The following is a 22359-nucleotide window of genomic DNA, read 5'->3' as shown; positions in this document are numbered from 1 at the left end:
GACGGACAACCCCCTAGCCCCCCTAGGAGCAGGGGCTCGCCGAGCGATAGGGGCAGCCGGAATAGCGTCGAAATCAGGGGAGAACAATAACCGGCAATAGCGGTGGAAATGGGTTCGACGAATAGCCAGGCCGACCACCCGAACCGCACGCTACTAGCCCGCGCGGAACGCTGACAAGGCCGCGCGGGCGCCTTAGGGGTACCCCTCTCACCGGCCCAGCTCCCGGTCGATCAGGGCCAGCATCTCGTCGTCGTCGGCCAGCTCGAGGTCGTCGATCGAGTCGTCGACTGCTGGGTCGACCGCGCGCTCGTCGCTCCAGCGGGCCAGGAACGACTGCAACCGCACGGCCACCTTCACCCTGGTGAGGCCGTCGGGGGCGGTCGCGGCGAAGGCGGACTCCAGGGTGTCCAGCTCGGCCAGCAGGGCGTCGACCCCGGACACCGGACCCAGCTCGGCGCGCAGGTGCCTGGCCAGCTCGGCGGCGGTCGGGTAGTCGAACGCCAGCGACGACGGCAGCGCGAGGCCGGTCGCGGTGGCCAGCCGACCGCGCAGTTCCACCGCGGTGAGCGAGTCGAACCCCAGGTCGCGGAAGGCACGGTTCGGCTCGACGCCGCCCTGGTAGCCCAGCACCTCGGCGACCGCGGTGGACACCAGCGCCAGCAGCGCCGCGTCCTGGTCGGCTTCCGACAGACCGGACAACCGCTCCCGCAGGTCCGAGACCGGCGCCTCGACGACCGGCTCGAACTCGGTGAACAAAGTGGTCGCACGGGCGGTCGCGAACGCCTCGGTGAACCGCGGCCAATCGACGTCAGCCACCGTCACACAGGTGGCCCCAGCGTCCAGAACGGCACCCAAGACTGCCAACGCGTCGGCTGGCGCGAGTGCTTCAAGACCTCGTTTGCGCAGGTAGTCGGCCGCTTCGGCGTCAGCGGCCATACCCGCGCCTGCCCACGGCCCCCACGCCACCGAGGTGGCCGGGACGCCCCGGGCGCGGCGCTGGTCGGCGAGCGCGTCGAGGTAGGCGTTGCCCGCCGCGTAGGCGGCTTGGCCACCGCTGCCCCACACGCCCGCGATCGACGAGAACAGCACGAAGGCGTCCACTTCGGACACCAGCTCGTCCAACCAGCGCGCTCCCAACACCTTCGCGCGCACCGCCTCGATGAACGCCGCCGAGTCGATCTCCGCCAGCGCGCCCACCGCCGGAACCCCAGCGGCGTGCACCACTGCTCGAACCGGGTGCGCGGCCAACAGGTCCGCCACCTCGTCCCGCACCGCGACGTCGCAGGCCACCACGGTGGCGGTCGCGCCGAGTTCGCCCAGCTCAGCCACCAACTCGGCGGCCCCGGGCGCGGCAGGCCCCCGACGGCTGGTGAGCACCAGCTCGACGGCCCCGCGGCCGACCAGCCACCGTGCGACCTCGGCCCCCAGCGCGCCCGTGCCCCCGGTCACCAGCACCGGCCCACTCGGCCGCCACTGCCCGACCGGCGCGACATCTGCCCTGGTCAGCCTGCGCGCGAAGACGCCATCCGGCCGCACCGCCACCTGGTCTTCGCCGAGCCCGGACAGCACAGCCGCCAGTGCCACGCCGTCAACCTCGTCGGTCACATCGATCAGGCCGCCCCACCGCTGCGGGTGCTCCAGCGCGGCCACCCGGCCCATACCCCACAGCTGAGCCTGTGCGGGTTCGGTCACCGGATCGCCCGCGCTCGTCGAGACCGCGCCGCTGGTGATCGCCCACACCGGGCTTTCGCTGGTGCGCAACAGTTCCAGCAGCTCCACCGGGTCGTCGCCCAGGAACAGCACGCCCCCGGTCGCCGCCGGTGGTTCCACGATCTCGACACCTTGGGCTCGCAGCGCCCGCTCGACAGCGCTGCCGCGCGTGCCGACGACGGCCCAGCCGCCGCCCAGCCGCGTCTCCGGGGTGGCGATGGGCGCCCAGGTGACCTGGTAGGTGAGGTCGTCGACGCGCGAGCGAACCGGCTCCAGCGGCCAGAACCGCTGCCGGTCGAACGCGTAGGTGGGCAACGCGACGTGGTTGCCGCCCGCGAGCAGGGGCTTCCAGTCGACCGCCACGCCCTCGACGTGCAGGCGCGCCAAGGCGGTGAGCAGCGTTTCACGCTCCGGCCTGCCGGACCGCAAGGCCGGAACACCCTCACCAACCAGCGCGGTGAGGACACCGTCCGGACCGAGTTCCAGGAACCTGGTGACACCGCGGTCGCGCAGGGTCGCCACGGCGTCGGCGAAGCGGACTGGTTCGCGGACCTGGGTGACCCAGTAGTCCGGCTTCGCGAACTCCGCCGAACCGGACACAGTGGACACGATGGGGATGTTCGGCTCGCGGAAGTCCAGCCGCTCGGCGACGGCGGCGAACGCGTCGAGCATCGGGTCCATCAGGTGCGAGTGGAAGGCGTGCGACACGGACAACCGCTTGACCCGGCGGCCTTCCGCCCGCAGCCTCGTCTCCAGTTTGTCCACAGCGGACTCGGTACCGGAGACCACGATCGAGCCCGGCGCGTTGACGGCCGCGAGGTCGACCCCCGCGGGCAGGTCGAGGTGGTCAGCCTCGACGGCGAGCATCGCGCCACCGGCGGGAAGTGCTTGCATCAGACGGGCTCGAGCGTTGACCAGAGTGCAGGCGTCGTCAAGGGAGAGCACCCCGGCGACGTGCGCGGCGGCCAGCTCGCCGATCGAGTGGCCGACCAGGTAGTCCGGTGTGACGCCCCACGACTCGACCAGGCGGAACAGCGCGACCTCAAGGGCGAACAGGCTGGTCTGCGCGTACTCGGTGCGCTCTAGGTCAGTGGCGGTGACATCGTGCAACGACAGGTCAAGACGGGCGCAGACAGCGTCGAACGCCGCCGCGAAGACGGGGAAGGCCGCATAGAGCTCGCGCCCCATCCCGACGCGCTGGGATCCCTGACCGGTGAACAGAAACGCGAGTCCGCCGCGCGTCGACTCACCGACGATCGAGAGGGACGACAAGCCCGCTCGCAGCTCCTCGGTGCCCTTGGCGAGGACCACCGCACGGTGGGCGAGACGCGCCCGCCCGGCGACGGTGGCGGCCACGTCAAGCGTCGCTTCGGCTCCCGCGAGTCTCCGGGCTTGGGCCCGCAGGGCCTCCGGAGTCGCCGCCGACAGGACGAACGGCGTCACGCCAGTCAAGTCCTGAGTGGACTTGGCAGCGCGGGGGTACTCCTCGATGATCGTATGTGCGTTCGTGCCGCTGACACCGAACGAGGAGATGCCCGCGCGGCGGGGGCGGTCCCGCTCCGTCCACGGCCGGTTCTCCGACAGCAGTCCGACCGCGCCGGTGGACCAGTCGACGTGCGGGGTCGGCTCGTCGGCGTGCAGCGAGCGCGGCAGCACACCGTGCCGCAGCGCTTGCACCATCTTGATCACCCCGGCCACCCCGGCGGCGGCCTGCGTGTGCCCGATGTTGGACTTCACCGAGCCCAGGAACAACGGGTCCGCCCGGTCCGCGCCATAGGTGGCCAGCAACGCCTCGGCCTCGATCGGGTCGCCCAGCGACGTCCCCGTGCCGTGCGCCTCGACAGCGTCCACATCAGACGGAACGAGGCCCGCCGAGCGGAGCGCCTGCTGGATCACCCGCTGCTGCGCGGGTCCGTTCGGGGCGGTGAGGCCGTTGGACGCGCCGTCCTGGTTGACCGCCGACCCGCGCACGACGGCCAGCACCTCATGACCGTTGCGCACCGCGTCGGAAAGCCGTTCCAGGACGAGGACACCCACGCCCTCGCCCCACCCGGTGCCGTCGGCGTCGGCGGAGAACGGCTTGCACCGACCGTCGGCGGCCAGGCCCCGCTGGCGGCTGAACTCGATGAACGCTCCCGGTGTCGACATCACCGTGACACCGCCCGCGATCGCCATCGAGCACTCGTCTGCCCGAAGCGCCTGGGCCGCCAAGTGCAGCGCGACCAGGCTGCTCGAGCACGCCGTGTCGACGGTGACCGCCGGACCTTCCAGCCCGAAGGTGTAGGACACCCGGCCGGACAGCACGCTCGCCGCGTTGCCGGTGCCGAGGTGGCCCTCCAGCTCCGACCGGCCGATCATCAGCGCCGGGTAGTCTTGCCCGTTGGTGCCCGCGAACACCCCGGTTCGACTGCCGCGCAACGACTTCGGGTCGATCCCGGCGCCCTCGAACGCCTCCCAGCAGGTCTCCAGCAGGAGCCGCTGCTGCGGGTCCATGGCCAGGGCCTCGCGCGGTGAGATGCCGAACAGCCCGGCGTCGAACTCCGTCGCGGTGTCGAGGAACCCGCCCACCCGGGTGTAGGTCGTGCCGGTCCGCTCCGGGTCCGGGTCGTAGAGCCCGGCCAGGTCCCAGCCACGATCCGCTGGGAACGGCCCCATCGCGTCGCCGCCGGAGACCACCAGGTCCCACAGGCCCTCCGGCGAGACGACCCCGCCCGGGAAGCGGCACGCCATACCGACGATGGCGATCGGATCGTCCACAACGGACGCCACCTGGCCGGTGGGCTCAACCGGCGCGGACTGGTCCCGCAGGTGCGCCGCGAGCGCGACCGGCGTGGGGTGGTCGAAGACCAGGCCCGCGGACAGCGTCAGCCCGGTGGCCTCGGCCAGCCGATTGCGCAGCTCGACGGCGGTGAGCGAGTTGAATCCCAGGTCGCGGAAGGCCAACTCCGGTTCGACCGCCGCGGCCGAGGCGTGCCCGAGGACCAGCGCGGCCTCGTGGCACACCAGTTCCAGCAGGTCAGCGGGCCGCAGGGCCGGTGAGTCGACCACTGCCGGAGTCACCAGTTCGCTGAACAGCACCGGGAACGCCGGTCCGAACACCGCCCAGTCGATGTCCGCGACAACCACGTCCGCGTCGTTGACGTCCAGCGCCGTGCCCAGGGCGGCGAGCGCCCGGGTCGGCTCGAGCGGGCGCAGGCCCGCCCGGCGCATCCGGTCGGCCAGCTCGGCTGCCATGCCCGAGCCCGCCCACGGCCCCCACGCCACGGACGTCCCCACCGCACCACGCGCACGACGGCGCAGCACCAACGCGTCCAGCTCGGCGTTGGCCGCCGCGTAGTTGCCCTGACCCGCACTGCCCAGGGTGCCCGCCAGCGAGGAGAACACCACGAACGCGCTCAGGTCGCCCGCGAGTTCGTCGAGCACCCGCGCGGACTTGGCGCGCAGGACCGCGTCCAACCGCTCAGGAGTCAGGGACTCCAGGACACCGTCGTCGACGACTCCGGCGGTGTGGAAGATCGCCGTCACCGGGTGCGCGGCCAAGAGCGAGGCCACGGCTTCCCGATCGGCAACGTCGCAGGCCACCACGTGCACGGTCGCGTCCAGTGACTCGACCAGCCCGTCCGGCGCGATCCCGCGCTTGCTCGCCAACACCAACTCGGTGGCCCCGCGCTCGACCAACCAGCGGGCGACCGCACTGCCCAAGGCACCCGTGCCGCCGGTGACCAGCACCGGCCCGTCGGGCACCCACGGCCGCCGCGTCCCGACCGCCGCCCGGCGCAACCGCCTGCCGAACACCCCGGACGCCCGCACCGCGACCTGGTCCTCGAACGCACCGGCCAGCACGGCCGCGAGCCGCCGCCCGGCGCGCTCGTCCAGCCGCTCGGGGAGGTCCACGAGCCCGCCCCAGCGCGCGGGCTGCTCCAGCGCGGCCACGCGCCCCAGGCCCCAGACCCGCGCCGCCAGCTCATCGACGGTCGGGTCGGCCGGACCCGTTGACACCGCGCCCCGTGTCACACACCACAGCGGCGCGGGCGGCTCACTTCGCAGCAGTGACAACACATCCTCGACCGGCGACAACGCCAGCACACCGGCGAGCCCATCCGGGAAGACCACGTCACCGGACCGCGCTGTGACGATCTCCACCCCGGCCAGCGCCGCGCGGATGTCGTCGGGCACGTCGCCGTCGGGGGTGACCACCAGCCAGGTCCCGCTCAGCTCGGCCGCGGCCTCATCCAGCGGGCGCCACCCGACCCGGTACCGCCAGCCATCCACTGTGGACTGAGCCTGGTGGCCGGCGCGCAGCTCGGCCAACATCGGCAGCGCGGCGGCCAACTGCTCGGCCTCGGCCGGGCCGACCGCCAGCGAGCCCGACTCCAGGGCCGCCCAGAACCCGTCCGCCGCCACCGGTGCCGCGGGCTCAAGCCAGAACCGCTCGCGCTGGAACGCGTACGTCGGCAACTCCACCGGCGTCGGCGCCCCTAAGACGGCCTTCCAGTCCACCGGGACACCCCGCACGTGCAGACTCGCCAACGCGGTCCGGGCTGTGTCGGGTTCCGGTCGCGCACCGCGCAGGACCGGCACGGCGACCGCGCGATCGACCGTCTGCCGCACCGCTGCCGCCAGCACCCCGTCGGCGCCGAGTTCGAGCCAGGTGGTCACACCGTGTCCGTCGACGGTGCGCACGGCGTCGGCGAACCGCACCGTCTCCCGCACCTGCCGCACCCAGTACCCGGGCGTGTCCACCTCGCCCGAGGCGGTCGGCACCATCGGGATCTCCGGGCGCCGGTAGGTGATCGCCTCGGCGACCCGGGCGAACTCCGCCAGCATCGGCTCCATCAGGTGCGAGTGGAAGGCGTGCGAGACGACCAGCCACTTCACCCGCCGACCTTCCCGGCGCCACCGGGCCTGCAGGTCGGCGATGACGTCCTCGTCGCCGGAGACCACCAGCGAACTCGGTCCGTTGACCGCCGCCAGGTCCACTCCGGACGGGAGTTCGAGTTCTCCCGCCTCGACCGCGAGCATCGCGCCACCCGCGGGCAGCGCCTGCATGAGCCGGGCGCGCGCGGACACCAGGGTGCACGCGTCGTCCAGCGACAGGACCCCGGCGACGTGCGCGGCGGCCAGTTCGCCGATCGAGTGGCCGACCAGGAAGTCCGGTCGCACACCCCACGACTCGACCAGGCGGAACAGCGCGACCTCGAGGGCGAACATCCCGGTCTGGGTGTAGGCGGTCTGGTTGAGCGCGTCCTCGTCGTCGAAGACCACGTCGATCAAGGGCCGGTCGAGGTCCAACCGCTCACAGACGGCGTCGAAGGCCGCCGCGAACACGGGCTCGGTCGCGTAGAGCCCCCGCCCCATGCCCACCCGCTGGGATCCCTGGCCGGTGAACAGGAACGCGACTCGCGGATCGGTTGCGACACCTTGCACGACACCCACCGCAGACCGTCCACTCGCGACTGCTGTCAACGCTTCGCGACTGCCGACCACGGCCCGGTGGGGCAGGTGCGCCCTCGTCACGGCAAGCCCGCGTGCGACGGCTGAACGTGTGCGATCCGTTGTCCAGTCGAGCAAGCGAGCGGCCTGGGCGCGCAGCGCGGCGGCGTCGCGGCCGGAGACCAGCCAGGGCAGGTCGAGGTCGTCGTCGACAACCGGTTCCGCGTCGGGGTAGGACTCGATGAGGACGTGCGCGTTGGTGCCGCTGACCCCGAACGACGAAATACCGGCACGCCGGGGCCGGTCACCCTCGGGCCAAGGCCTGGGCTCGGTGAGCAGCTCGACGCGACCCCGGGCCCAGTCGACGAACGGCGACGGGGTGTCCACGTGCAGTGTCTTGGGCAGCACCCCGTGGCGCATCGCCTGGACCACCTTGATGATCCCGCCGACCCCGGAGGCCGCCTGGGTGTGGCCGAGGTTGGACTTCAGCGAGCCCAGCCACAGCGGCCGGTCGCGGTCGGCGCCGTACGCCTCGATCAGGGCGTTCGCCTCGATCGGGTCACCCAGCCTGGTACCGGTGCCATGCCCTTCGACAACGTCCACATCGGATGGCGCCAGGCCCGCACTCTCCAAAGCCTGCTTGATGACCCGCTGCTGAGAAGGCCCGTTGGGCGCGGTGAGCCCGTTAGAGGCACCGTCCGAGTTGACCGCGCTGCCCCGTATGACGGCGAGAACTGAGTGTCCTCTTCGGATCGCATCGGACAACCGCTCGACAGCCAGCATGCCGACGCCTTCGGACCACCCGGTGCCATCCGCCGCGGCCGCGTAGGGCTTGCACCGACCATCACCGGAGAGTCCACCTTGGACGGAGAACTCCGCGAACACGGCAGGCGAAGGGATCACTGTCACACCACCGGCGAGAGCGAGGTCGCACTCGCCATCCCGCAGCGCCCGTACCGCCCAGTGCAACGCCACCAGGCTGCTGGAACAGGCGGTGTCCACAGTGACGGCAGGCCCTTCCAGGCCCAGCGTGTACGCGATGCGCCCCGACATGACGCTGTTGGCCGTGCCGGTCAGGAAGTGCCCCTCGACCTCAGCGGGCAACGCGCTTCCCGCTCCATACCCGGAGTTCGACGCGCCGATGAACACACCGGTCGAAGAACCCCTGAGCGACTGCGGGTCGATGCCCGCCCGCTCCAGTACCTCCCAGGACGCCTCCAGCACGAGCCGCTGCTGCGGGTCCATGGCCAGGGCCTCGCGCGGCGAGATCCCGAACAGCTTGGCGTCGAAGTCGGTCGCCCCCGCGACGAACCCACCGGCGCGCGCGTAGGGAACAGCGGAGTCGAGGTCCCAGCCGCGGTCGGCCGGGAACCCGCCGATGGCGTCACCACCGGCGCGCACCAGCTCCCACAGGTCGTCGGGCGAGGTCACGCCCCCGGGGTAGCGGCAGGCCATCCCGACGATCACGATCGGGTCCGCGGCCGAGTCCTGCCGCGCCTGGACCGGCTGGACCGCCGCGGCGGAAGCGATGTGGGTCAGCAGGTGGTCGGCGAGGGCCGCGGCGGTCGGGTGGTCGAAGACAGCGGTGGCGGCGATGCGCAGGCCGGTGGCCTCGACGAGGCGGTTGCGCAGGTCAACGGCGGTTAGCGAGTCGAAACCGAGGTCCTTGAACGGGCGGACGGCGTCGATGGCGCCGGGATCGTCGTGTCCGAGCGTGGCCGCGACCTGCTGGCGCACCAGGGTCAGGGCTTCCCGCGCCCGATCGGCCTGGGTGAGCACCGCGAGGTCGTCGGCCCAGGTCGGGTCCGCGAGCTGGTGGGTGTCCTGGGGCTGGTGGAAGTGGGTGAACAGCGGGCTGGGCCGGGTCGCGGTGAAAGCGGGGATGAACCTGGACCAGTCGACGTCGGCGATGGTGACCGTGGTGTCGCCCTGCGCCAGGGCCTGCCCGAGCGCGGTGAGGGCGCGGGCGGGCGCGAGCGGGGTGAGTCCTCGTTTGCGCAGGTAGTCGGCGGCTGAGCCGGTGGCGGCCATGCCCGCGCCCGCCCACGGGCCCCAGGCGATCGAGGTGGCGCGTTGGCCGATGGACTGGCGGTGCTCGGCGAGGGCGTCCAGGTAGGCGTTGGCGGCGGCGTAGGCCGACTGACCGCCGCTGCCCCAGACACCCGCGATGGAGGAGAACAGGACCAGGTGGGCGTCGGGCGCCAGCTCGTGCAGGTGCCGGGCGCCGAGCACCTTGGCCCGGGTGACCTCGTGGTAGCGCTCGACCGCCCCCGCCACGTCTGATGTGGACAGTGGCAGCGGGGTCCGGGTGTCGACGCCGGCGGCGTGGATGATCGTGGTCACGGGATGCTCGGCGAGCAGCGCCGCGACGGCGTCGCGGTCGCTGACGTCGCAGGTCGCGGCACGGACACCCAGCGACCTGACCAACTCGGCCACACCGGGGGTGGCCGCGCCGCCCCGGCTGGCCAGGATGATGTCGGTGACACCTCGGGACACCAGCCAGCGGGCGACCTGCGCCCCCAGCGCGCCGGTGCCACCGGTGATCAGGACCGGCCCCGTCGGGGTCCACTGTCCGCCGAGTGGTCCGCCGAGCGGTTCGCCCGCGGGCCGCAGCCTGCGCGCGTACACCCCGTCCGCGCGGACACTCACCTGGTCTTCGACACCAGCCAGCACCGGCAGCACGCGGGCTTGATCACCCGACGCGGACAAGTCGATCAGACCGCCCCAGCGGTCCGGCGTCTCCAGGGCCGCCACCATGCCCACGCCCCACACCTCGGCGGCAGCCGGGTCGGCGAGGAGACCACGCGTGAGCGCCCACACCGGTGCGTTCGCCGTCGCGAGCACCTCGATGAGGCCGGGAGCATCGACCTCAGCGAGGATGCCGTCCGCCGGTTCGCCGAGTCGGACGACCTCGACACCAGCGGCACGCAGGGCGTCGGCCACGTCGTCGGCCCCGAGCACGGCCCATCGACCGCTCGGAATCCCTTGCAGGTCAACCGGAACCCAGTCCACGCCGTAGCGGAGCGACTCGGTGCGGGCGACGGAGTCCAGCCAGTGGCGACGGCGCTGGAACGGGTAGGTGGGCAGCGGCACCCGGCGGCCGCCCCAGGGGGCGAAGACCGCGGGCCAGTCGACCGGGGCGCCGTGCACGTAGGCCGTGGCGGCCGCGCGGAAGACCGCGGGCACCTCGTCCACGCGAAGCGCCGGTGCGACCACGACGTCAGGGAGGATCTGCTGCGTCAGCGCGGACAGCACACCGTCCGGGCCCAGCTCCACGAAGCTGCCCGCTCCGCAGCGCCGCACCGCGTCGCTGAACCGGACCGTGGCGCGGACCTGCCGAACCCAGTACTCCGGGGTCGTGAGCTCACCCTCCGAAGTGGACACGATCGGGATCGTCGGGGCCCGGTAGGTCACGCTTTCGGCAACGGCCGCGAACTCGGCGAGCATCGGGTCCATGTGGTGCGAGTGGAAGGCGTGCGAGACCGCCAGGCGCTTGACCCGCAGCCCTTCGTCCCGCCAGTACTCGGCAAGTCGGTCGATCACGTCGGCGTCGCCGGACACCACTAGCGACCGCGGACCGTTCACCGCCGCCAAGTCCACGCCACCGGGCAGATCGACCCAGGACGCCTCGACAGCCAGCATCGCGCCGCCGGCGGGCAACGCGTCCATCAGCCGGGCGCGCGCGGAAACCAGGGTGCACGCGTCGTCCAGGGACAGGATCCCCGCGACGTGGGCCGCCGCCAGCTCACCGATCGAGTGTCCGATGAGGACATCGGGTCGCAGGCCCCAGGATTCGAGCAGTCGGAACAGCGCCACCTCCACCGCGAACAGCGCGGGCTGCGCGTTCCCCGTCCGCAGCAGGTCGTCACCGAAGGGCAGCCGCGCGCGCACCTCGTCGTAGGCGGCGGCGAACACCGGGAAGGCGGCGCGCAGCTCGTCCCCCATGCCCGCCCGCTGGGCGCCCTGACCGGTGAACAGGAACGCGACCCGCCCCTGACCTGCGACCCCGCGCACCTGCGTGGAGCCGAGCCGGACCAGGCGGTGGTCCAGGTCGGCCCGGCCGACCGCCAGCGTGTGGCCGACGTCCACCGCGTCCAGCGCCGCGACCGACTGATCAAGCCGTGCCACACAGGCGTCCAGCGCGTACTTGGTGCGGGCGGACAGCACCCACGGCACGAGTGCAGGCGTGGATCGTTCCACAGTGGACTTCGGCAGCTCGGCCACCTGCTCGATGATCACGTGCGCGTTGGTGCCGCTCACGCCGAAGGAGGACACCCCCGCCCGGCGCGGTCGGTCGACCTCGGGCCACGGGCGCGCCGCGGTCAGCAGGGATACCGAGCCCGCCGACCAGTCCACGTTCGGGGTCGGCTCGTCGACGTGCAGGGTGGCGGGCAGCAGCCCACGCCGCAGCGACTCCACGACCTTGATCACGCCCGCGACCCCGGCGGCGGACTGGGTGTGCCCGATGTTCGACTTCACCGACCCCAGCCACAGCGGCTCGGCGCGTTGTCCGAACACCGACAGCAGGGCCTGCGCCTCGATCGGGTCGCCCAACACCGTGCCCGTCCCGTGCGCTTCCACGGCGTCCACATCGGAGGGCTGAAGTCCGGCGGAGGCCAGTGCCGCGCGGATGACCCGCTGCTGGGACGGCCCGTTCGGCGCGGTGAGGCCATTGGAGGCGCCGTCGGAGTTCACCGCCGACCCGGCCACCACCGCCAGCACCTCGTGCCCGCGCGCCACGGCGTCGGAGAGCCGCTCCACGACCAGCACGCCGACGCCCTCACCCCAGCCGGTCCCGTCGGCCGACGCGGCGAAGGAGCGGCAGCGGCCGTCCACCGACAGACCCTTCTGCCTGCTGAACTCGGTGAAGATCCCCGGCGTGGCCATCACGGTCACACCGCCCGCCAACGCCAGCGAGCACTCGCCGTTGCGCAATGCCTGCGCGGCGAGGTGTAGCGCGACCAGCGACGACGAACACGCGGTGTCGACGGTGATCGCGGGCCCTTCCAAGCCGAAGGTGTAGGCCAGCCGCCCGGAGGCGACACTGGTGGCGATCCCGGTCAGCGAGTGGCCGTCCGACGGGCCCGCGTCGAGCCCGTAGAGCGAGGTCGCCACGCCCATGAAGACACCGGAAAGGCTGCCGCGCAACGACATCGGGTCGATCCCCGCGCGCTCGAACGCCTCCCACGAGGTCTCCAGGAGCAGCCGTTGCTGAGGGTCCATGGCCCGAGCCTCGCGCGGCGAGATGCCGAACAGGTCGGCGTCGAACTCCGTCGCCTCCGGCACGAAACCACCGGCGCGGGTGTAGGTGGTGCCGAGGCGGTCGGGATCGGGGTCGTAGAGCGCGTCGAGGTCCCAGCCGCGGTCGGCCGGGAACCCGGCGACGGCGTCGACCTCGTCAACGACCAGCCGCCACAAGTCCTCCGGCGAAGCGACCCCGCCTGGATAGCGGCAGGCCATACCGACGATGACGATCGGGTCGTCGTCGCGCTGACGCGGCGCCTCGACCTCGACCGGCTCCGCGCCGCCGAGCAGTTCGGCGGCCAGGTGCGCGGCCAGGGCGACCGGGGTCGGGTGGTCGAACACGAGCGCGGGCGGCAGCCGCAAACCGGTGGCCGTGTTGACCCGGTTGCGCAGCTCCACCGAGGTCAGGGAGTCGAACCCGAGGTCGCGGAACGCCCGGCGCGGCTCGACCGCGTCCGGCGAGGCGTGCCCGAGCACGGCAGCGACCTGGGCGCGGACCAGGTCGAGCAGCACCCGGTCACGCTCGCCGGCGGGCAAAGCCGCCAGGTTCGCGGCGAACGACGCCGCCGGGAGGCTGACGGCGCGGCGCACCGGACCGCGCACGAGTCCGCGCAGCAGTGCGGGCACGGGTTCACGCGTGGCCCGGGCGCGCAACCCGACCAGATCAAGGCGCATCGGCACCAGATTGGCCTGGGGAAGGCCCAGGGCAGCGTCGAACAGCGCCAAACCATCCTCAGTGGACAGTGCCGCACCGGTACGGGCAAGCCGCTCGAGGTCGGTCTCGCGGAGCGTCGAGCTGATCGTGCTCGCCCGCGCCCACAGGCCCCAGCCCAGCGACACCGCGGCCCGGCCGGACGCCCTGCGGCGGTGGGCGAGGGCGTCCAGCACGGCGTTGGCGGCAGCGTAGTTGCCCTGGCCCGCCGTGCCGAAGGTGGCCGAGGCGGACGAGTAGAGCGCGAACAACGAGAGGTCCAGGTCGGCCGTCAGCTCGTCGAGAACCCTTGCAGCATCTGCTTTCGCGGCCAACACGGCGGTGAGCCGGGCCGGGGTGAGGTCGCCGATCACGGCATCGTCGGACACACCTGCGGCGTGCACGACACCGGTCAGCCGGTGCCGGGCGATGATGGCGGCCAGTCCGTCACGGTCTGCCGCGTCGCAGGCGACGACCTCGACCGCGGCGCCCAGCTCGGACAGCTCAGCGACCAGCTCCGCGGCCCCGGGCGCGGCCGGGCCGCGCCTGCTGGTCAGCACCAGCCCGGTGACACCGTGCGCGGCGACCAGGTGGCGCGCCAGGATCGAGCCGAGCACACCGGTGCCGCCGGTGACCAGCACGGTCCCTTGTGGATCCAGTGAACGCGGCAGGGTGAACACGTTCTTGCCGATGTGCCTGCCTTGACCCAGGTGCCGGAAAGCGGTGCGCGCGTCGCGGATGTCCCAGGCGCGCACCGGCGACAGCTCAAGGGCGCCGCGTTCGAACAAGGCGACCAGCTCGCGCAACATCTGCTGGATGCGGTCGAGCCCTGCCTCCCCCAGGTCGAACGAGCGGTAGGTGATGTCCGGGAAGTCGGCTGGCTCGCGCAGGTCCGCCTTGCCCATCTCGACGAACCGACCACCGGGGCCGATCAGCCCGGCGGAGGCGTCGATGTACTCCCCGGCCAGCGAGTTGAGCACGACGTCGAAGCCCCACCGGCCGGACACCTTCCGGAACTTCCGTGCGAAGTCGAGGTCGCGCGAGGAAGAAAGGCGGTCCTCGGACAGACCGGTGGCCTGCCACTTCGCCGGACTGGCCGTGCCGTAGACCTCGGCACCGAGGTGTCGGGCGATCTGCACGGCGGCCATGCCCACGCCACCCGCCGCCGCGTGCACGAGCACGTGCTCGCCTGCGCGCAAACCGGCGAGGTCGACCAGCGCGTAGTAGGCGGTCAGGAACGCCATCGGGACCGAGGCGGACTGGGTGAATGACCACTCGCCCGGCATCGGGGCGACCATCCGGCGGTCGACCACCGCACGCGGGCCGAAACCACCCGTGAACAGGCCGAACACCCGATCACCCGCCCGCAGGCCGGTGACGTCGCCGCCGACCTCGAGCACGACGCCCGCACCCTCGGAGCCCATCACGGCGGCGTCGGGGTAGTGGCCGAGCGCGATGAGCACGTCGCGGAAGTTGACGCCGGCGGCGCGCACCTCGACCCGGACCTCGTGGGGCGCGAGCGGGACGTCCGGGTTTTCGACGAGGCTGAGGTTTTCCAGCGTCCCCTCGCCCACGATGTCCAGCCGCCACGGGCCGGCCGGCACGGTGAGCCCGGCGTCCGGGCGGGCGAGCCTGGGGGCGAACAGTTCACCGCCGCGCACCGCGAGCTGCGGCTCGTCGGCGGGCAGGGCGGGCAGCGGGGAGCCGTCGGTGTCAACCAAGACCACTCGGCCGGGGTTCTCCGACTGCGCCGAGCGGACCAGGCCCCAGGAGGCGGCGGCGTCGAGGTCAGAGATGTCGTCGCCAGGGAGCGCGGCGACGGCGCCACGCGAGACCAAGACCAGCGGGGCGTCATCGCGCTGCAAGAGCGCGAGGACCTCCTGCGGCGTGGCGGGGAGGTCGACGACGACGCGGTCGACGACCTCGGTGGCGGGCGCGACCGCCACCCAGTCCACTGTGTACAGAGCGTCGTCGAGGCTCGCGTCCCGGGGGCGGGTGGCGGTGCGCAGGGTCAGCGACTCGACGGTGGCGACCGGATTTCCGGCGGGGTCGGTGATGGCGAGCCGGACCTCGGTACCGGTGCGAGCCAGGTGGACTCGGAGTCGGCCCGCGCCCGCGGCGTGCAGCGTGACGCCGGACCAGGCGAACGGGACGAGCGGGCCGTCGGTGGTGCCGTCGAGCGCGAGTGCGTGCAGCGCGGCGTCCAGCAGGGCCGGGTGCAGCCCGAAGTCCGTCCCATCCCCCTCCGGGAGGGCGACCTCGACGAAGAGGCCATCCGGTGTCTTGTAGGCGTTTTGCAAGCCCTGGAAGAGCGGACCGTACTCCAGCCCGGCGTCGGCGAGGGCCGGGTAGAGGCCGTCGAGGTCGAGCGGGTCAGCGTGCGGCCAGACGAGCGGCGCGGGCAGGTCGACGCGCGGACTCAGCAGGCCCACGGCGTGCCGAACCCAGGTGGTCGCGGTCCGGGCGTGCAGGGACACCGGTCGGGTGCCGTCCGGCTGCGCGGCGCCGACGGCGACCTGGAGATCGGCGGGCAGGGCGAGCGGGGCCTCGATGGTGAGCTCGTCCAGCCGGGGGCAGCCGACCTCGACGCCCGCGCGCAGGGCCAGCTCGACCAGCGCGGTGCCGGGCAGGACGACGCTCCCGTGCACGACGTGCTCACCGAGCCAGGGGTGCGTCGCGGCGCTGAGGTGGGCGGTGAACAGGTACCCGTCGGCGAGCTCGATGGCGGCGCCGAGCAGGGGGTGGTCGGCCCGGTCGAGGCCCGCGGCGGCGAGCGTGCTCGGCTTGGCGTCGACCCAGAAGCGCTCGCGCTGGAAGGCGTAGGTGGGCAGGTCGGCACCGGGGCCCGCGGTCGGCCAGGCGACCGGCACGCCGCTGACGTGCAGCCGGGCCAGGGCGCGGGTGAAGGTCTCGACCTCGTCGCGGCCGGCGCGCAGCGTCGGGATGCCGTTGTCGACCAGGGCCGACAGGACGGCGCCGGGGCCGATCTCCAGGAAGACGCCGCCATCGGGGAGGGCGTCGTGGAAGCGGACGGTCGCCCGGACCTGGCGCACCCAGTAGTCGGCGGTGTCGACGGGGCCGCCTGCCGTGGACGTGATCGGAATCCGTGGTGGGTTGTAGGTGAGGTCGCGGATGGCCTCGGCGAACTCGACGAGCATCGGCTCCATCAGCCGGGAGTGGAAGGCGTGCGAGACGTCGAGGCGCTTGAGCTTGCGCCCGTGCCAGGTCCGCTCCAGTTCGGTGATCGTGGCCTCGGGCCCCGAGACGACCAGCGCGCGCGGACCGTTGACGGCGGCGATGTCGACGGTGTCGGGGATCTCGTGCTCGTCGGCCTCGACCGCGAGCATCGCACCACCGGCGGGGAGCGCCTGCATGAGTCGCGCACGGGCGCTGACCAGCGCACACGCGTCGTCGAGGTCGAGCACCCCGGCCACGTGCGCGGCGGCGACCTCGCCGATCGAGTGGCCGATGAGCTGGTCGGGGCGGACACCCCAGGACTCCACCAGCCGGAACAGCGCGACCTGCAACGCGAACAGCGCGGGTTGGGCGTTACCGGTCTGGCGCAGATCCGACCCGATGTCGAGCCGGGCGACCACCGCGTCGTACGACTCGCGGTAGACGGGGAACGCCTTGTAGAGGCCCCTTCCCATGCCCTCGCGCTGGGAACCCTGACCGGTGAACAGGAAGACGAGCCGCTCGTCGACGGTGGTCCCCTGGACCAGTCCCTCAGCGTCGCGCCCCTCTGCCAAGGCTGCCAGCGCGGCGACGTCGCCCGCCGTGACGACCGCCCGGTGGGCCAGGGCGGCACGGCCGGTGACGAGCGTGTGCGCGACCGAACCCGGATCGAGGTCGTCAACGGCTCGCAGGAGTCGTTCGGCCTGGCCACGCAACCCGGGTGTCGATCGAGCCGAGAGCGGCCACACCTGGCCGACTCCGGCGCTCGGCGGCTCGGCGGCGGGGGCCTGCTCGATGATGGTGTGGGCATTGGTGCCGCTCACGCCGAACGACGAGATGCCCGCCCGCCACGGGCGGTCGACCTCCGGCCAGGGCCGCGCCGCGGTGAGCAGGGACACGGCGCCGCTCGACCAGTCCACATGGGACGTCGGGCGGTCCACGTGCAGGGTGGGCGGGAGTTCGCCGTGGTTGAGGGCTTGGACCATCTTGATCACACCGGCGACGCCCGCGGCGGCCTGGGTGTGACCGATGTTCGACTTCACCGAGCCCAGCCACAACGGCTCGGTGCGCTCGGCGCCGTAAGTCGCGAGCAGGGCCTGTGCCTCAATCGGGTCGCCCAGGACTGTCCCGGTCCCGTGCGCCTCGACAGCATCCACATCGGACGGTTCGAGCCCCGCCGAGGCGAGCGCGGAGAGGATCACCCGTTGCTGCGACGGGCCGTTCGGGGCGGTCAGGCCGTTCGACGCGCCGTCCTGGTTCACCGCCGAGCCCCGGACCAGGGCCAACACCTTGTGCCCCAACCGCTGGGCGTCCGAGAGGCGTTCGACCAGCAACACCCCGACGCCCTCACCCCACGCGGTGCCGTCGGCGGCGTCGGCGAACGGCTTGCACCGGCCGTCGGGCGCGAGACCGCGCTGGTGGCTGAACTCCACGAACGCGCCGGGGGTCGACATCACCGTCACGCCGCTCGCCACCGCCATCGAGCACTCGCCGTTGCGCAGCGCCTGAACGGCCAAGTGCAGCGCCACCAGGGACGACGAGCACGCGGTGTCGACCGTGACAGCGGGGCCTTCAAGCCCGAACACATAGGCGATCCGTCCAGAGAGGACGCTCGCGGTGGTGCCGGTCGAGAGGTAGCCGAGCAGACCTTCGGGTGCCGCCATCGCGACCGCCGCATAGTCCTGGCCGTTGGTGCCTGCGAACACGCCGATCGGCTTGCCGCGCAACGAGGTCGGGTCGATCCCGGCTCGCTCGAAGACCTCCCAGGTCGCCTCCAGCAGCACCCGCTGCTGGGGGTCGAGCACCTGCGCCTCGCGAGGCGAGATGCCGAACAGGTCGGCGTCGAACCCGGTCGCGTCGGCGAGGAAGGCGCCGTGCCGCGAGTGGGAAGTGGCGAGCAAGGCGTCGAGGTCCCAGCCGCGGTCGGCGGGGAACTCGTCGACGACCTCCGTACCCGACCGCACCAGGTCCCACAGCCGCTCGGGCGAGTCGACCCCGCCGGGGAACCGGCAGCTCATCGCCACAATCGCGATCGGCTCATCCGCTCGAACGGCGGTCTGCACGACCACCTTGGCGGACTCACCGAGTGCCAGGCCGAGCACATGCTCAGCGAGCGCGGCGGCGTTCGGGTAGTCGAACACCAGGGTCGCGGGCAAGGCCTGCCCGGTGACCTGGACGAGCCGGTCCCGGAGCTCGACCGCGGTCAGCGAGTCGAAGCCCAGGTCCTTGAACGGCTTCGCCGCCTCGACCGAGCCGCGGTACCCCAGCACCGCGGCCACCTCAGTGCGCACCAGCTCCAGCACGAGCCGCGATCGCTCCACATCGGACACACCAGTCAGCGAACCCGCCCAGGTCGAGACCGGGACAGCGGGCACCCAGGGCAATTCCGCCAGCAGCGGACTCGGCCTGGCGGAGGAGAACACAGCGGCGAACCGCTCACCGTCCACATCGGCCACAGTGACGCTGGTGTCCCCCGCGTCGAGCGCGCGCCCCAAGGCGGCCAAGGCCCGCGCGGGGGCCATCGGCGTCAGGCCCCGCTTGCGCAGGTAGTCCTCGGCGCCCTCGTCGACCAGCATCCCGGACTCGGCCCACGGACCCCACGACACGCAGGTCGCCCGGCCGCGTCGGTGCTCCGCCAACGCGTCGAGGTAGGCGTTGGCCGCCGCGTACGCCGCTTGGCCACCGCTTCCCCAGATCCCAGCAATAGAGCCGAAAAGCACCAGGTGCGCCTCGGGGAGCAGCTCGTGCAGGTTCCGCGCGCCATCGACCTTGGCGCGTAGGACATCGGCGAACTCAGCGGCGGTCGTCTCGGCCAGCGAACCCGTGCCGACCACGCCCGCCGTGTGGAAGACAGCGGTGATGTCGTGCCTGGCGACCAACGCGGACACAGCGGCCCGATCGGCGACATCAGCGGCGACGACGTCCACCCGGATGCCCAACTCGGCGACCAGCTCGGCCACGCCGGGCGCCGCCGCACCGCGCCGGGACGTCAAGATCAGGTGTTCGGCACCGCGCCCAACCAGCCAGCGGGCGACATGCGCGCCAAGAGCACCGGTCCCGCCGGTGATCAGCACCGAACCAGTGGGCCGCCAAGGCGTACCACTGCTCGCGGGCGCGGGCACGAGCCTGCGCGCGAACACACCTTGCGGCCGCAGGGCGACCTGGTCCTCGGAGCCCGCGAGAATAGCCGCGAGCTGGGCCGAATCAGTCTCGCCGGGCAGGTCTACCAGGCCACCCCAGCGGTCCGGCCATTCCAGGGCAGCCACCCGGCCGAGGCCCCAGAGTTGCGCCTGTGCCGGGTCCGTGAGCGGGTCGTCGGCACCGACGGACACCGCGCCCCGGGTCAGCACCCACACCGGCGCCTCGGCCGTGCGCAGGACGTCGAGCACGGTGGCCACGTCGGCGCCGGGCAGCACGACCACGCCCGCGGGCTCGTCCGAACTCGTCAGACTGATGGTGGGATCTTCGCCCACGATCCGCCAGCCACGACCATCCGCCGGTGTGGGTGCGACCGGTCGCCAGGCGATCCGGTAGCGCCAGTCATCCACTGTGGACTCAGCGGGTGCCAGCCAGTAGCGCTCGCGCTGGAACGGGTAGGTGGGCAGCGCGATTCGGTTGCCGGTGGGCAAGATCGCGCGCCAGTCGACCGGGACACCGACGACGTGCAGTCGCGCGATCGCGGTGAGCACGGTCTCGGCTTCGTCGCGGTCCGCGCGCGAAGTGGGGACACCGTGCTCGACCAGCGCGGACAGCACGCCGTCCGGCCCCAGCTCCAGGCAACGGGTCCCCTTCGACAAACCCGCGACGGCATCGGCGAACCGGACCGTCTCGCGGACCTGGCGCACCCAGTAGTCCGGCGTGTCGACCGCACCGGACGAGGTCGGGATCATCGGGACGCGCGGTGGGTGGTAGGTGAGCCGCCCCGCGACCGCGGCGAACTCGGCGAGCATCGGCTCCATCAGGTGCGAGTGGAACGCGTGCGACACCGCGAGCCGCTTCACCCGGACGCCCTCGGCCCGCAACCGGGCCTCCAGCTCGTCGACCGCGACTTCGGCACCGGACACGACCAGTGAACGCGGTCCGTTCACCGCCGCCAGGTCCACGCCGTCCGGCAGCTCGACCGACTCGGCCTCGACCGCCAGCATCGCACCGCCAGCGGGCAGCGCGTCCATCAATCGGGCGCGCGCGGTGACCAGTGCGCACGCGTCGTCGAGCGAGAGAACACCGGCCACGTGCGCGGCGGCGACCTCGCCGATCGAGTGCCCCACCAGCACGTCCGGTGTCAGCCCCCACGACTCGACCAGCCGGAACAGCGCCACCTCCAGCGCGAAGAGCGCGGGCTGGGCGTTGCCGGTGCGCACGAGGTCGTCGCCGATCGAGACCCGGTCGAGCACCTCGTCGTAGGCCGCCGCGAACACCGGGAACGCGGCGCGCAGACCGGTACCCATGCCCACCCGTTGCGCGCCTTGACCGGTGAACAAGAAGGCCAGCTCGCCATCGGTCACCGTGCCACGCACGACCCCCGGAGCCGACTCGGCCCGCGCGAGCGCGGCCAGGCCCTCAGCACGGGAACCCAGCACGACGGCCCGCTCGTCCAGCGACGCCCGCGTGGTGGCCAGCGACCACCCGATGTCCACAGCGGACCCAGGCAGCTCGCGCAGCTGCTCCGCCTGAGCCGCAAGCGCTTGCGGGGTGTGCGCCGACAGCAGCCAGGGCCCCTCACCCGGGGTACTCGGCACAGGCGCCGACGGCTCGTGCGACTCCAGGATGACGTGCGCGTTGGTGCCGCTCACGCCGAACGACGACACGCCCGCGCGGCGCGGGCGCTCCACCGACGGCCAGTCTCGTTGTGCGGTAAGCAGTTCCACCGCACCCCGCGCCCACGCGGCGTGCGGGGTCGGCGCGTCCACGTGCAGGGTCCGCGGGAGCACGCCGTGGCGCAGGGCCTGCACCATCTTGATGATGCCCGCGGCACCGGACGCGGCCTGGGTGTGCCCGATGTTGGACTTGAGCGACCCCAACCACAGCGGCTCGCGCCGGTCCTGGCCGTAGGCCGCCAACAACGCCTGCGCCTCGATGGGGTCGCCGAGTCGGGTCCCCGTACCGTGACCCTCGACAACGTCCACATCGGACGGAACCAGCCCCGCCGAGTCCAGCGCCAATCGGATGACCCGCTGCTGCGCGGGCCCGTTGGGCGCGGTGAGGCCGTTGGACGCGCCATCGGAGTTGACCGCGCTGCCACGGACGACCGCAAGGACCTCGTGTCCGTTGGCCAGCGCGTCGGAGAGCCGCTGCACCACCAGCACGGCCACGCCCTCGGACCAGCCGGTCCCGTCGGCCGCCGCCGCGAACGACTTGCACCGACCGTCGGGCGCGAGGCCCTTCTGCCGCGCGAACTCCGCGAACGCGGCGGTGTTCGGCATCACGGTCACGCCACCGACCAGCGCCATCGCGCACTCGCCCCGGCGCAGCGCCGTAGCCGCGAGGTGCAAGGCGACCAGGCTGCTGGAGCACGCGGTGTCGACGGTGACCGCCGGACCCTCCAGGCCGAGCGCGTAGGCGACCCGGCCGGAGATCACGCTGTTGTGCGTACCGGTGAGCGCGTGTCCCGCCACCTCGGCGGGCAGCGGCTGACCGGCGCCGTAGAACGAGGTGGACGCACCCGCGAACACCCCGGTGGCCGAACCCTTGAGCGACAGCGGGTCCAGGCCCGAGCGCTCCAACGCCTCCCAGCTCGCCTCCAGCAACAACCGCTGCTGCGGGTCCATGGCCAGCGCCTCGCGCGGCGAGATGCCGAACAGCGCGGCGTCGAAGCCCGTGGCGGTGTCGACGAACCCACCCGCCCGCGCGTACTCGACCTCGCTGGTCAGGTCCCAGCCGCGGTCGCCGGGGAAGCCGGTGATGCCGTCACCGCCCGCGAGGACGAGGTCCCACAGCTGCTCCGGCGAGCCGACGCCACCGGGCAGCCGACAGCTCATGCCGATGATCGCGACCGGCTCCCCCGCCGCGGCGACCAGCTCGCGGTTCTGCTTGCGCAGCCGCTCGGTTTCCTTCAGCGACGCCCGCAGCGCCTCGACGACTTGCTGCTCACGGCTCATGTTCGGCTC

The 22359-nt window shown here is 72.7% G+C and carries 1 protein-coding gene; it reads right to left on the bottom strand.

What is annotated here, in order from left to right; translation table 11 throughout:
- Positions 1-207 precede the first annotated feature (207 nt).
- Positions 208-22350: a type I polyketide synthase gene (locus QSK30_RS00505; RefSeq protein ID WP_285498714.1), complete on the bottom strand. Its 22143-nt coding sequence runs from the start codon at positions 22348-22350 to the stop codon at positions 208-210.
- Between the last annotated feature and the right edge of the window lie 9 nt (positions 22351-22359).

Source organism: Actinokineospora sp. NBRC 105648 (assembly GCF_030269645.1).
GTDB lineage: Bacteria > Actinomycetota > Actinomycetes > Mycobacteriales > Pseudonocardiaceae > Actinokineospora.
Note: the sequence above shows the minus strand (reverse complement) of the source record. Positions and strands in the feature narration are given on the sequence as shown.

What these genes read in the sequence shown, in the direction of transcription:
- QSK30_RS00505 (WP_285498714.1), bottom strand. Translation starts at nt 22,350, where the DNA reads ATGAGCCGTGAGCAGCAAGTCGTCGAGGCGCTGCGGGCGTCGCTGAAG.